The organism is Massilia eurypsychrophila (assembly GCF_002760655.1).
In the GTDB taxonomy this organism is placed as follows: Bacteria; Pseudomonadota; Gammaproteobacteria; order Burkholderiales; family Burkholderiaceae_D; genus JAFCUW01.
The window spans coordinates 88,334-101,106 of sequence record NZ_PDOC01000011.1 but is presented as its reverse complement, the minus strand read 5'-3'; the positions used below and the strand labels follow the sequence as shown (position 1 = coordinate 101,106).

At 64.7% G+C, this 12,773-nt stretch carries 10 protein-coding genes and 1 pseudogene; 8 read left to right on the top strand and 3 right to left on the bottom strand.

Going from position 1 to position 12,773, the window contains the following annotated elements; translation table 11 throughout:
* Positions 1-6 precede the first annotated feature (6 nt).
* From CR105_RS17355 to CR105_RS17320, 8 genes and pseudogenes are all read left to right on the top strand, one after another.
* A complete protein-coding gene (locus CR105_RS17355; protein WP_099790431.1) occupies positions 7-1,287 on the top strand; it encodes an arsenic transporter in 1,281 nt (426 codons plus the stop codon).
* Positions 1,288-1,300: 13 nt separating this feature from the next.
* Positions 1,301-1,372 (top strand): annotated as a pseudogene (locus CR105_RS17350) (arsenate reductase); the annotation flags it as partial.
* A 49-nt stretch (positions 1,373-1,421) separates the two neighbouring features.
* Entirely contained in the window at positions 1,422-2,138 is a 717-nt protein-coding gene (gene arsH / locus CR105_RS17345; RefSeq protein WP_099790428.1) for an arsenical resistance protein ArsH, read from the top strand.
* 152 nt (positions 2,139-2,290) lie between these two features.
* On the top strand, positions 2,291-2,596 hold the full coding sequence (locus tag CR105_RS17340; protein WP_099790426.1) for a DUF485 domain-containing protein: 306 nt from the start codon (positions 2,291-2,293) through the stop codon (positions 2,594-2,596).
* A complete protein-coding gene (locus CR105_RS17335; protein ID WP_099790424.1) occupies positions 2,593-4,257 on the top strand; it encodes a cation acetate symporter in 1,665 nt (554 codons plus the stop codon). The genes CR105_RS17340 and CR105_RS17335 overlap by 4 nt, the downstream gene beginning before the upstream one ends.
* A gap of 117 nt (positions 4,258-4,374) precedes the next feature.
* Positions 4,375-5,640, top strand: coding sequence for a phosphatidylserine decarboxylase family protein (locus CR105_RS17330; protein WP_229413986.1), 1,266 nt, complete (start codon positions 4,375-4,377; stop codon positions 5,638-5,640).
* A gap of 134 nt (positions 5,641-5,774) precedes the next feature.
* Entirely contained in the window at positions 5,775-6,167 is a 393-nt protein-coding gene (locus CR105_RS17325; protein ID WP_099790422.1) for a response regulator transcription factor, read from the top strand.
* A gap of 89 nt (positions 6,168-6,256) precedes the next feature.
* Entirely contained in the window at positions 6,257-7,516 is a 1,260-nt protein-coding gene (locus CR105_RS17320) for a ferritin-like domain-containing protein (RefSeq protein ID WP_099790420.1), read from the top strand.
* A gap of 21 nt (positions 7,517-7,537) precedes the next feature.
* Here CR105_RS17320 and CR105_RS17315 read toward each other — a convergent pair whose 3' ends face one another.
* The 3 genes from CR105_RS17315 to CR105_RS17305 all read right to left on the bottom strand — a co-directional run bounded on the left by CR105_RS17315 (position 7,538) and on the right by CR105_RS17305 (position 12,665).
* Complete coding sequence (locus CR105_RS17315; protein ID WP_099790418.1) at positions 7,538-10,897, bottom strand: PAS domain S-box protein; 3,360 nt, start codon at positions 10,895-10,897, stop codon at positions 7,538-7,540.
* Positions 10,898-11,064: 167 nt separating this feature from the next.
* Complete coding sequence (locus CR105_RS17310) at positions 11,065-12,096, bottom strand: aldose epimerase family protein (RefSeq protein ID WP_099790416.1); 1,032 nt, start codon at positions 12,094-12,096, stop codon at positions 11,065-11,067.
* 224 nt (positions 12,097-12,320) lie between these two features.
* A complete protein-coding gene (locus CR105_RS17305) occupies positions 12,321-12,665 on the bottom strand; it encodes a copper-binding protein (RefSeq protein WP_307189638.1) in 345 nt (114 codons plus the stop codon).
* Positions 12,666-12,773 lie beyond the last annotated feature (108 nt).

Genomic DNA, 12,773 nt, shown 5'->3' with positions numbered 1-12,773 from the left:
CCAGCCGTGCTTCTTGCGTTCCTCATTTTCCTCGTCACCTTGATCCTCGTAATCTGGCAGCCGCGCGGCCTTGGTATCGGATGGAGCGCAAGCGCCGGCGCCCTCGTCGCCCTGCTGGCCGGGGTGATCCACGTCGCCGATATCCCGGTGGTCTGGCACATCGTATGGAACGCTACCGGAACGTTCGTCGCCGTGATCATCATCAGCCTCCTGCTCGACAAGGCGGGTTTTTTCGAGTGGGCAGCGCTGCACGTCGCACGTTGGGGACGGGGCAGCGGCAAGCGCCTGTTCGTGCTGCTCGTGTTGCTGGGCGCCTCGGTCGCTGCGCTATTTGCCAACGACGGCGCCGCCCTGATCCTCACTCCCATCGTGATCGCCATGCTGCGTGCACTGCGCTTCTCGGCCAAAGCAACGCTGGCCTATGTAATGGCGGCCGGCTTCATCGCCGACACGGCAAGCTTGCCGCTGGTGGTGTCGAACCTGGTAAATATCGTGTCGGCCGACTATTTCAACATCAGTTTTGGACGCTACGCCGCGGTGATGGTGCCGGTGAACCTGGTCTCGGTTGCGGCGACGCTGGGAATGCTGATGTGGTTCTTTCGCAAGGATATACCGGCCAATTACGATGTGGCCCAACTGCGCACGCCGGATGAAGCAATCCATGACCGTGCCACCTTCGTCACCGGATGGTGGGTACTCGGCCTGCTGCTGGTCGGGTTTTTCTGGCTGGAGCGTCTTGGCGTGCCCATCAGTGCTGTGGCGGCAGCGGGCGCCGCCCTGCTCCTCGCGGTGGCCGCGCGCGGACACAAGATTGCGACACGCGAAGTACTGAGCAACGCACCCTGGCAAGTCGTTATTTTCTCACTGGGTATGTATCTGGTCGTGTACGGCCTGCGCAATGCTGGCATGACCGACTATCTCGCAACCGTACTCAACGAATGCGCCAGGTACGGCGTATGGGGCGCTGCCCTGGGCACGGGGCTGATCACGGCAATTCTCTCGTCGATCATGAACAACATGCCGACCGTCTTGATCGGCGCTCTATCGATCGATGCCACGACATCGCAAGGCGTGGTGCGTGAAGCCATGGTCTACGCGAATGTCATTGGCAGCGATCTTGGGCCGAAGATCACACCCATCGGCAGCCTGGCGACGCTGCTATGGCTGCATGTCCTGGAGAGCAAGGACATCAAGATCTCATGGGGCTATTACTTCCGCGTTGGCATCGTTTTGACGCTGCCGGTGCTCGTACTTACTCTGGCGGCACTCGCTTTGCGCCTTTCCTGATGGAGAAATCTGCATGACCGTGACGATTTACCACAACCCGGATTGCGGCGCCTCGCGTAATACCCTGGCCCTTATTCGTAACGCCAAAGAAGACGCCGAACGCGTGATCGATGAGCTGGGAAAGCGAGTTCAGCATGGATAAGATCGCGGATCTGCCCAACATTCGCCCCGAGCAGTTCGATATCCCGGATATTGACAAGCTCGCGCCGACTGGCTGTCTTGACCACCCGCCGCGCATCCTGATGCTGTACGGGTCGCTGCGCGAACGTTCGTTCAGCCGCTTGCTGACGTTTGAGGCGGCGCGCATTCTCGAGTATTTCGGCGCCGAAGTGCGTATCTTCGATCCGAGCGAATTGCCGATGGCCGGCAGCGTACCGGAGACACACCCGAAAGTTGTTGAGCTGCGCGCATTGTCGTTGTGGTCGGAAGGCCAGGTGTGGTGCAGCCCGGAACGGCACGGCGCCATTACTGCGGTGATGAAGAACCAGATCGACTGGATCCCGCTGGAACAAGGCGCGCTGCGTCCGAGCCAGGGACGCACGCTGGCCGTGATGCAGGTGTGCGGCGGCTCGCAGTCGTTCAACGTCGTCAATACGCTGCGGCTGCTGGGGCGCTGGATGCGCATGTTTACCATCCCCAACCAGTCGTCGGTGCCGAAGGCGTACGAGGAGTTCGACGAGGCCGGACGCATGAAGCCGTCAGGCTACTACGATCGGGTGGTCGACGTGATGGAAGAACTGTACAAGTTCACCTTGCTGACGCGCGGCCGCACCGACTATCTGACCGACCGCTACAGCGAGCGCAACGAGCGCAACATGAAGGCAATTTCGGCGCAGGTGCGGAAGATTTAAGCTGGGCCAAAACACGGCTCCGTCCCGCCGCGCGCAAAAATTGTGGCATCGGCGCCGGCAAGCGGGAACTGTGAGGCTGCCGGCAGGGTCAATACGATATTGAACGCGCGTCTGTACTGTCGCAGAAGCGGCGCGCAATATCGGGGGCTGCCATGGAAGAAGACCTTGTACAGAAGATCGTAGCGAACCCGAACTACCAGAAGCTGGTGCACATCCGCACGGTGTTCGGCTGGACACTGACGGCGATGATGATGGTCGTCTACTACGGCTTCATCCTGCTGATCGCCTTCAACAAGGAGCTGCTGGCCGCCCGCGTCGGCGCCGGCGTGCTGACGTGGGGCATCCCGGTCGGCCTGTTTGTCATCGTATTCACCGTGCTCGTCACCGGCATTTACGTCTGGCGCGCCAACCAGCAGTTCGACGAATTGACCGACGCTATCCGCAGGGAGGTGCTGTGAAGCCGCACATCGCGCAAGGCGGCGCCGCCCTCCTTCTGCTCACCGCTGCCGGCCTGGCCGGCGCCGCCGACGTCATCGGCGCCACCGAACAGCAGCCGCGCAACTGGACCGCCATCGCGATGTTCGGCGCGTTCGTCGTGCTGACGCTGTTCATCACCAAGTGGGCGGCGGCCAAAACCAAGTCGGCGGCCGACTTCTACACCGCCGGCGGCGGCATCACCGGCTTCCAGAACGGCCTGGCCATTGCCGGCGACTACATGTCGGCCGCGTCCTTCCTCGGCATTTCTTCGGCCGTGTTCCTCAACGGCTACGACGGCCTGATCTACTCGATCGGCTTTCTGGTCGGCTGGCCGGTCATCACCTTCCTGATGGCCGAACGGCTGCGCAACCTGGGCCGCTTCACGTTTGCCGACGTCGCCGCCTACCGCTTTGCCCAAACACCCATCCGCGCCTTCGCCGCTTCCGGCACCCTCGTCGTCGTCGCGTTCTACCTGATCGCCCAGATGGTCGGCGCCGGCCAGCTGATCAAGCTGCTGTTCGGCCTCGAGTACTGGATCGCCGTCGTCATCGTCGGCACCTTGATGATGGTGTACGTGCTGTTCGGCGGCATGACGGCTACCACCTGGGTGCAAATCATCAAGGCCGGCATGCTGCTGTCGGGCGCCACCTTCATGGCGCTGGCGGTATTGGCGCAGTTCAACTTCAGCCCTGAGGCGCTGTTCGCCAAGGCGGTCGAGGTGCACCCGAAGGCCCAGGCCATCATGGGCCCCGGCACCTTCATCACCGATCCCATCTCCGCCATCTCGTTCGGCATGGCGCTGATGTTCGGCACCGCCGGCCTGCCGCACATCCTGATGCGCTTCTTCACGGTGCCGAGCGCCAAGGAAGCGCGTAAATCGGTGTTCTGGGCCACTACCTGGATCGCGTATTTCTACGTGCTGACGTTCATTATCGGCTTCGGCGCCATCGTCCTGGTGAGCACCAATCCAGGCTTTATGGACGCCACCGGCAAGCTCCTGGGCGGCAACAACATGGCGGCAATCCACCTGGCCAACGCCGTCGGCGGCAACGTCTTCCTCGGCTTCATGTCGGCGGTGGCCTTCGCCACCATCCTGGCGGTGGTCGCCGGCCTGACCTTGTCGGGGGCGTCGGCCGTTTCGCACGACCTGTACGCGACCGTTTTCATGAAAGGCCGGGCCACCAGCACCAACGAACTGCGCGTGTCGCGCCTGACGACGGTGGCGCTGGGCGTCGTCGCAGTGGTGCTGGGCATCGTGTTCGAGAAGCAGAACATCGCCTACATGGTGTCGCTGGCGTTCGCCATCGCCGCATCGGCCAACTTTCCGGTGCTGTTCATGTCGGTGCTGTGGAAAGACTGCACGACGCGCGGCGCCACCATCGGCGGCTTCCTCGGCCTGTTTACCGCGGTGGGCCTGACGGTCTTGTCGAAATCGGTGTGGGTCGATGTGCTCCATTACAAGACGGCGATCTTTCCGTACCAGTCGCCGGCGCTGTTTTCGATGACCGCCGGGTTTGTCGGCATCTGGCTGTTCTCGGTGCTCGATCGCAGCGAGCGGGCGCGCATTGACCGGCTCGGCTACGAGGCGCAGGAAGTGCGTTCGGAAACCGGCATCGGCGCGGTGACCACAGCGGGCCACTGAGGCGGACCGGCTGCCGCAGAAATGCGCAGGCCGTATCGTGCGCGAGTCAACTACTGGTAGAGTTCGCTTACGGTCGAGCGATTGTGTTCGGCAGCAACTACCAGTAGAGGCAAGCCGGTGCGTGACCAAGCGAACAATCCGCCGCCTTTTTGCGTCGGCGAATGGCTCGACAGTGACGAGCAAGCGTTTGCCGGCTGGATGGCCGCGCTGGGCGCCGCCGCGCGCCCGGACTTGCCGCTCGACCCGGTGCTGCATTACTTCAGCGACGCCGTCGACCGCGATGCGGCGCTGTTTGCGCTGGTTCACCAGATGTTCGAGCAGGTGCCGCGCACGCCGCCCCATGATTGCTCGCCGACCGGGCATCCGCAGATCAGGCACTTCGGCCACCTGCTGCAGATGATCAATGTGGTGCTGCGCACGCCGCCGCAATTTAACAAGACCGGGCTGACTGGGCTGCCGATCAACGCGATGGTCGATTGGTCGATGGCAACGCCGAGCGGCCGCGCATTTTTCCTCAATCCAACGGTCAACCACCATCTGAAACGCATCCTGAACCGCTGGGGCGAATTTCTCACATCGGCAGCGTCGTTGCCGGCGCTGGGCGAGGACCCGCGCAGCGGCTGGTTCGGCGCCGACGCGATGGCCGAGATGCCCAACTTCGATGAAGAGTTCGACTGCGCGCCGTCGCTGCCCTACCGCGGCTTCACGTCGTGGGATGACTTTTTTACCCGCCGCTTCCGCGCGGGCCGGCGCCCCGTTGCAGCGCCGCAGGACGACGCGGTAATCGTCAACGCCTGTGAGTCGGCGCCGTACCGGCTCAGCGGCGACGTCGAGTTGCGCGAGCGCTTCTGGATCAAGGCGCAGCCATACTCGCTGATGCACATGCTGGCCAACGACGCCCTCGCCGCCCAGTTTGCGCACGGCACGGTGTACCAGGCCTTTCTCAGTTCGTTCAGCTATCACCGCTGGCACAGCCCGGTCGCCGGCACCATCGTCAAGGCCTACGTGATCGACGGCACCTACTTCGCCGAGTCGGAGCACGCGGGGTTCGATCCGTGCGGTCCGCGCCAGTCGCAGGGCTACATCACGCAAGTTGCCACGCGTGCGCTTATCTTCATCGAAGCCGATCACCCGGCAATCGGCCTGATGTGCTTCATGGCGGTCGGCATGGCCGAGGTGTCGACCTGCGACATCACCGTCAGCGTGGGCCAGCGTGTCGGCAAGGGCGAACAGCTCGGCATGTTCCACTTCGGCGGATCGACGCACTGCCTGGTCTTCCGCCCGCAAACGAAGCTCGATTTCGACCTGCACGGCGAGACGCCAGGGCTCGATGCAGGCAACATCGCCATCAACGCGCGCATCGCCACGGTGCGGCAGGATTAGCGGCGCGTCATCGTTCCAACCGCGTTCTGCGTGCAACATTCCACCGGCACAGGCGCAGAGCGCGCCGACTTGTCTGCCATTAACTATAATTTGGGAAATATTTCCCACCGGTTAGAGACGACGAAACTGTTCACATGCATCAAAGCAGCGTCATCCTGAATGTTGACGACAACGACGGCGCGCGCCACGCCAAGACCCGCCTGTTGATGAACGCCGGCTTTCGCGTCAGCGAAGCGGCCGATGGCGAGAGCGCGCTGTCGATGGCGGCGCGCGAGCTTCCGGCGCTCGTGCTGCTCGACGTAAAACTCCCCGATATCAAGGGCACCGACGTGTGCCGAAGGCTGAAGGCCGATCCGGTGACGGCCGACATCCTGATCATCCACACATCGGCTACGTACATCCGCGACGAAGACAGGCTGACGGCGCTCGACAGCGGCGCCGACGGCTACCTGGCGGCGCCCTTCACCCCTGACGACCTGATCGCCATCGTGCGCGGCCTGCTGGCGCCGGCGCACTCGGCGTACTGAAAGCGGCGCGCCGCACCCGTACGCGCCTGTCGGCAAAACGCTGCTATTCTGGCAAGCAATCCAGCCATCAATTGCAGTGAAAGGCCTCCGTGAACACTCCCCCATCGCTGGACGCGAGCGTCATCCGCGTCAATGACCGCGAGCAGCTGATCTACCTGCTCACCGAAGCTGCCGAAATCGAACATGGCCTGATGTGCTGCTACCTGTACGCGGCGTGGAGCCTGAAGCAGTCGACCGATGAAGGGCTCAGCGCCGAGCAGCTGGCCAAGGTCGATCGCTGGCGCCATCAGATTCACGGCGTGGCGATGGAAGAAATGCTGCACCTGGCGCTGGTCAACAACCTGTTGATGAGCATTGGTTCGCCGCCCCACTTCGCACGCCAGAATTTTCCCGTCGCGCCAGGCTACCACCCCGCCAGCCTCGTCGTGCGGCTGGCGCCTTGCACGCGCGACACGGTGTCCCATTTCGTCTACCTGGAGCGGCCGGAAGGGATGCGGTTGCCGCAGGCGAAAGGTTTCGAGACCGAACTGGGCTATCGCCGCGGCGCCGGCGTCGCCACCAGGCTGACGCCGAACGCCGAAGATTACGATACGGTCGGCCACCTGTACGCCGGCATCGAGCACGGGTTCGAGCAACTGTCGGCCGAGCTTGGCGAGAGCGCCCTTTTCATCGGCGCGCCCGAGGCGCAGATCGACACCGACTTGCTGTCATTTGAATCGATGCGCGCCGTCACCGACCTCAACAGTGCTGTGGCGGCGATCGCCACCATCGTCGAGCAGGGCGAAGGCGGCCGGCGCGATCACGAGAAGTCGCACTACGCCCAGTTCGTCACGATCGGCAAGCAGTACGATGCGATGCTCGCCGCCGACAGCGGCTTTACGCCCTACCGGCCGGTGGCGCCGACGCCGGTGATGTTCCGTCCGATCGCCGACGATGGCGCCACGCAGGTATCGGCGCCGGAGTCGGCCGTCATGCTCGACCTGGCGAATGCCTGCTATGCGTTGATGCTGCGGCTGCTGGCCAGCGCGACCGGCGGCATGTACGAGAAACCGTTTCGGGCCGTGCAGCTCGGTTGCGCCATCGAGATGATGTCGATCGTCAAGGCGCTGGCGATCCGGCTGACCACCATGCCAGCAGCCGCCGGCGCGGCGCAGAACGCGTCAATGAATTTCCACCTGGCCCGCGCGACGCTGGCGTTGCCGCAGCGCGACGCCGGCATGGCGCTGATGGCCGAGCGCGCGCACGAACTTGCCGGCGCCGCCGGCCAGCTTGGCCTGCAAGGCGACAATGGCGCCGCGCTGGGCGAGCGCATCGCCGCCGTCGGCATGCAACTCGAGCAGCCGGTGTAGGCCCCCGCGCAGCCGTGGCCGCTAGCGCGGCCGCTTCACCTCCGCCAGCAACGTCAGCAGCTGCTCGGCATCGACCGGCTTGACGTAGTGAAAGTCGAATCCGGCCGCCGCCGTCTCCTGGCGGTCTTGCTCCTGGCCGTAGCCGGTGATGGCGATCAGCACCGCGCGCTCGCCGCCGGGTTGGGCGCGCAACAGGCGCGCCAGCTCGTTGCCGTCCATGTCAGGCAAGCCGATGTCGAGCATGAAGACATCGGGCTGCTCGCACTGCGCGCTTTGCAGCGCACGCCGGGCGTTGTGCTCGATCGAGACCTGATGTCCCGCCGACTCGAGAAACATGGCGAGCATCATGGCCGCGTCGGTATTGTCGTCGACGACCATCACGCGCAGCGCGGCGGCCGCCGGCGCCAGCGGCCCTTCGCCCGCCTTCTCGGCGCTGGCGCCCGGCAGCACCACGCGCGGCAGCCGGATCGTGAATTCGCTGCCCTGCTCGGGGCCGGCGCTGGCCGCGGTCACCGAGCCGTGGTGCAGCTCGACCAGGCTGTTGACCAGCGCCAGGCCGATGCCCAGACCGCCCTGCGAACGGTCCGACGTGCGCTCGGCCTGGGTGAACAGTTCGAACACCCTGCCCACCATGTCGGGCCCCATGCCGATGCCGTTGTCGGCCACGCCGATCACTACTTCTTCGGCACCCGCTTCCATCTTGAGCACGATGCAGCCGCCCTGCGGCGTGTACTTGGCAGCGTTGTTGAGCACGTTGGTGATCACCTGGATCAGCCGCTTCTGGTCGCCCATGACGAACGCCGATTCCGGCGGCGTATGCACCACCAGCTGGTGGCCGCGCGTGTCGATCAGCGGGCGCACCTGCTCGACCGCGTCGGTGACGATGTGGCGCGCGTCGAGCATCGCATTGTCGAGCGTAATCAGGCCACGCGTCACGCGCGACACGTCCATCAGGTCGTCGACCAGGCTGGTCATGTGCTTGACCTGGCGCGAAATGAGTTCGCTGATCTGGCGCACGCGCGCCTCGTCGACCCGCGTCAGGCGCAGCAGGTCGGCGCCGGCGCTGATCGGCGCCAGCGGGTTGCGCAGCTCGTGGGCCAGCATCGCCAGGAACTCGTCCTTGCGGCGGTCGGCCAGCCGCAGCGCTTCCTGGGTCTGCTTCTGATCGTGGATGTCGGTGGCCGATCCCATCCAGCGCACGATCGCGCCGCCTTCATCACGGATCGGCAGCGCGCGCGCCAGCACCCAGCGGTACTGGCCGGAGCGATGGCGCAGGCGAAATTCAATCTCGTACGGCTCGCCGCTGGCCAGGCTGACTTGCCATTGCGCCATCGCCCGCGGCTGGTCGTCCGGGTGGAACACCTGCAGCCAGCGTTCGCCGAAGGTCGCCCCCTCGGCCACGCCGGTAAAACCGTACCACTGCTGGTTGAAGTAATCGTGATTGCCGTCGGGCAGCGCCGAAAACACCATGTGCGGCATCGCGTTGGTGATGGTGCGAAACTTCGCTTCGCTCGCGCGCAAGGCCCGCTCGGCTTCCTGGCGCGCCGACACGTCCATGTGCGCCACCACGCCGCCGGTGATGCGACCGTCGGCGTCGCGCACGGCGGCGGCCGACAGCACGATCGTGCGGCGCTGGCCGGGCGCATCGAACGGCTCGATCTCGACCATGTCGTTGGGCGCGTCTTCACCGCGCAGCACGCGCGCCAGCGCCCACTCGTGCGCCGCCAACGGCTGGCCGTGCCGGGACGAGCCGTCGGCCCACCATCCTGTCCATTCGGCATAGCCGGCAATGCTGCCCGACAGCGGCAACGAATCGCCCCACAGCTGGCGGTTGGCGCGGTTGACCCGCACCAGCTTGCCGTCGGTGTCGGCCATGCCGATGCCAACCGGCACCGCGTCGAGCAATGCGTCGAGCAGGCGCCGCTCGTTTTCGGCTTGGTCGCGCTCGGTCTTGAGGGCCACGTGCGCGCGTGCGCTTTGCAGCGCCGCCCAGGTGCGCTCGGCCGTCTCGCGCGCGTGTTCGATGCAGTTTTCGGTCCATGCAAAAGCGGACTTGCGATGCAGATTGAGAACGGCGACGAGCTGCCCTGCCTTGACCAGCGGCACACCGAGGTCGGCACCGACACCGAGCCGGGCGTATTCATCGCTGTAGCGCGCTGTGCGGGGATCGGAACGGACATCGTCGATGACCACAATTTCGCCGGCGCGCAACTGTTCGATCACCCGCGGGCCGAAATCGTTCAGCGACCGCACATTGCCATCGACCTCGGCCACGCCGTCGCCGCACCACTGGCGCGAGACGACGAACGTCTGTGCCGTGTCGTCGACCTCGGCGTAGATGACGCGATCGATCCGCAGCCGCTTGCCAAGAATTTCGCTGGCAGCTTCGGTGATCTGTTCCGGGTCATCGAGATCGCGGATGCGGTCGGCCAGTTCCAGCTGGAACGCCTGGCGCCGCTCGACCTGTTCGAGGCGGGCGATGTTGCGTGCCAGTTCCTGTTGGGCAAGGTGTTGTTCGGTGACGTCGCTGCCTTCGATGAACACGCCGGTAATGGCGCCGTCTGCACCGGTGAACGGCTGGAACACGAAGCTGACCACCACGTCCTCGAGCGCGGCGCCGGGCTGGCGCTGCAGTCTGACCGAAGTGCCGCGGGCGACGTACGGCATGCCATCCCGGTACACATTGTCGAGCAACTCGTAGAATCCCTGGCCGGCCAGTTCCGGCAAAGCCTCGCGGACCGTCCTGCCGAGCAGGTCGCGCCCGCCGGTGAGCTGCTGGTAGGCCGCATTCGTCATCTCGAAGACGTGCTGCGGCCCGCGCAACAATGCCATGAAACCCGGCGCTTGCTGGAACAACTGGCGCAAACGGTCCATTTCGTCGACATGGCGCTGGGCTGCAACGACCGACGCGGTGGTTTCCTGGCACACGCAGAACATGCCGTCGATGCCGCCGCCCTCGCCGCGCACCCCGGAGTACGAAAACGTAAAGTACGTCAGTTCGGCGTAGCCGTTGCGTTCCATCCGGATCGGCAAATCCTCAAAGTAGGACGGCTGGTTGGCGAACGCGCGGTCGGCAATCGGCCCGACCGCCTCCCAGATGTCGTTCCATACCACGCGAAACGGTGCGCCAAGGGCGTGTGGATGCTTGTTGCCAAGAATTTGGCTGTAGGCGTCGTTGTAAATGAAGCAGCGTTCGGCGCCCCAGGCAACGAACATCGGAAACTGCGACGACAGCATCAGGTCGACCGTTGTCTGCAGCGGCGGCGGCCAGCTTGCCTGCGGGCCGAGCGGCGTCGCCGCCCAGTCGTGCTCGCGGATCAGGCGGGCCATGGTGCCGTCCTGGACGGCGTCGGCGATCAACGATGAATTTTCTCCCAGCATCGGCACTCCCTCATACGGCGCAAAAAAAGTTTCTGCATTGTACGTGTGGACGTCGTTTGGTGGCGCTCAGTGTGCCACCGGCGCAGGAACTGTTCGGCCTGCTCAGCGGGCAAGTGTTCGCGCACTGAATGGTAGCGAACGACGCCACGCGGCGCCGCAGGCTGAGGCTAGTCGGTAAAAAAGCGGTAGCGCGACTCGGTGGCGTACTGCTCGCCGGGGCGCAAGATAGTATTTGGAAACGCCGGCTGGTTCGGCGAGTCGGGGAAATGCTGTGGCTCCAGGCACAAGCCGCTGTGGATCGTGTACTGGCGCCCTTTGCCGCTGAGCGAACCGTCGAGGAAATTGCCGCTATAGAACTGCACGCCCGGCTCGGCGGTCCACAGCTCCAGCACCCGTCCCGATGCGCGATCGTGCAGCCGCGCCGCCGGGCCTGATCCGTTCAGGACGAAATTGTGGTCGTAGCCGCCGGCGTAGCGCAGTTGCGGGTCGGCGTCGCCGATGCGCTCGCCAACGGTGCGCGGCGTGCGGAAATCGAAGGCTGTGCCGGTCACCGGGCGCACCTGCCCGGTGGGAATGAGCACTTCGTTGACCGGGGTGAATGCATCGGCGTTGAGCGTCAGTTCGTGGCCCAGGATGTCTCCCGTGCCGGCCAGGTTGAAGTAGCTGTGCTGGGTCAGGTTGATGGGCGTGGCCTGGTCGGTCGTCGCGTTCAGCCGCATGATCAACTCGTTGTCGTTGGTGAGCTGGTAGCTGGCCGTCACGTCCAAGGTGCCGGGGTAGCCCTGTTCGCCGGCGGCGCAACGGCGGCGCAGCGTGAGCACGGCGCCGTCGATATCGGCGTTCCACTTGACGTTGTGCAGGCCCGCGCGGCCGCCATGCAGATGGTTCGGCCCGTTGTTGACCTCGAGCTGATAGCCGACGCCATCGAGCGAAAAACGCCCGTCCGCGATGCGGTTGGCGTAGCGGCCGATCAGCGCGCCGAAATACGGATGCTTGCGCTGGTAAGGCGCCAGGTGATCGAAGCCGAGCACGACGTCGGCGAGCATGCCGTTGCGGTCGCGCGCGTGCAGTTCGGTGATGATGCCGCCGAAATCGGTCACCCTGGCCACCATGCCGTCCGCATTAGTCAGCGTAAACAGCGAAACCGGGGATCCGTCGGCCAGCCGGCCGAACGGTGTCTGCCTGAAAGGGAGAGTCATGCGAGCATTCTATGCCATCGCGCGGCGACCGGCCTGTCTTGCTGCGCCTGCCGCACAGTGCCCATCCCCCAGCGGGGTCAGTGCCGGCAAACGCACACGGGCCCATCCGCAAAGACCGTCCAGACCCCGTTTGGGGAAGCAGGCGGAACGGCGTCTTTCTGTTAGTCGTGCGAGCACTCGCGCGGCAACGGGCTTGTCCCGCTGCGCCTGCCGAGCGGCTGTGCTTACCGCTGCGCCGGGGCCGCTTCGAGCAGCGTCACGGTCAGCGCGCCGTTGACCTTTTCAGCAACGAAGCCGACTTTGTCGCCCGGTTTGACCTGGTCGAGCATAGCCGGGCTGCGGACCCTGAACGCCATCGTCATTGCAGGCATGTTCAAGTGCGCCAGTGCGCCGTGCCTGATCGTCAGCCTGGCGGCGTCCTTGTCGACCTTGACGATATCGCCGCTGGCCAGCTGGCTCGCCGCGTTGGCCGGCGGTGATGCGGCAGCCGTTGGGTGCTGGGAATGGTCACCCGTCTGGGCTGAGGCGGAGGCGATTCCCAGTGTCATCGCCGCAAAAAGGATGCTCATGCGTTTCATGTTGTGCTCTCAATTGTTGAAGAAGAATGACGATCTTTATTGGCCCTTGTGGGCGCAAAACGTCCTTGCGTACCGCGACGGTGTTTCGCCAGAGACGCA

Coding starts and splice junctions, on each gene's coding strand:
- arsH (WP_099790428.1), top strand. CDS start 1,422: ATGGATAAGATCGCGGATCTGCCCAACATTCGCCCCGAGCAGTTCGAT.
- CR105_RS17315 (WP_099790418.1), bottom strand. CDS start 10,897: ATGCTGGGAGAAAATTCATCGTTGATCGCCGACGCCGTCCAGGACGGC.
- CR105_RS17325 (WP_099790422.1), top strand. CDS start 5,775: ATGCATCAAAGCAGCGTCATCCTGAATGTTGACGACAACGACGGCGCG.
- CR105_RS17305 (WP_307189638.1), bottom strand. CDS start 12,665: ATGAGCATCCTTTTTGCGGCGATGACACTGGGAATCGCCTCCGCCTCA.
- CR105_RS17340 (WP_099790426.1), top strand. CDS start 2,291: ATGGAAGAAGACCTTGTACAGAAGATCGTAGCGAACCCGAACTACCAG.
- CR105_RS17310 (WP_099790416.1), bottom strand. CDS start 12,096: ATGACTCTCCCTTTCAGGCAGACACCGTTCGGCCGGCTGGCCGACGGA.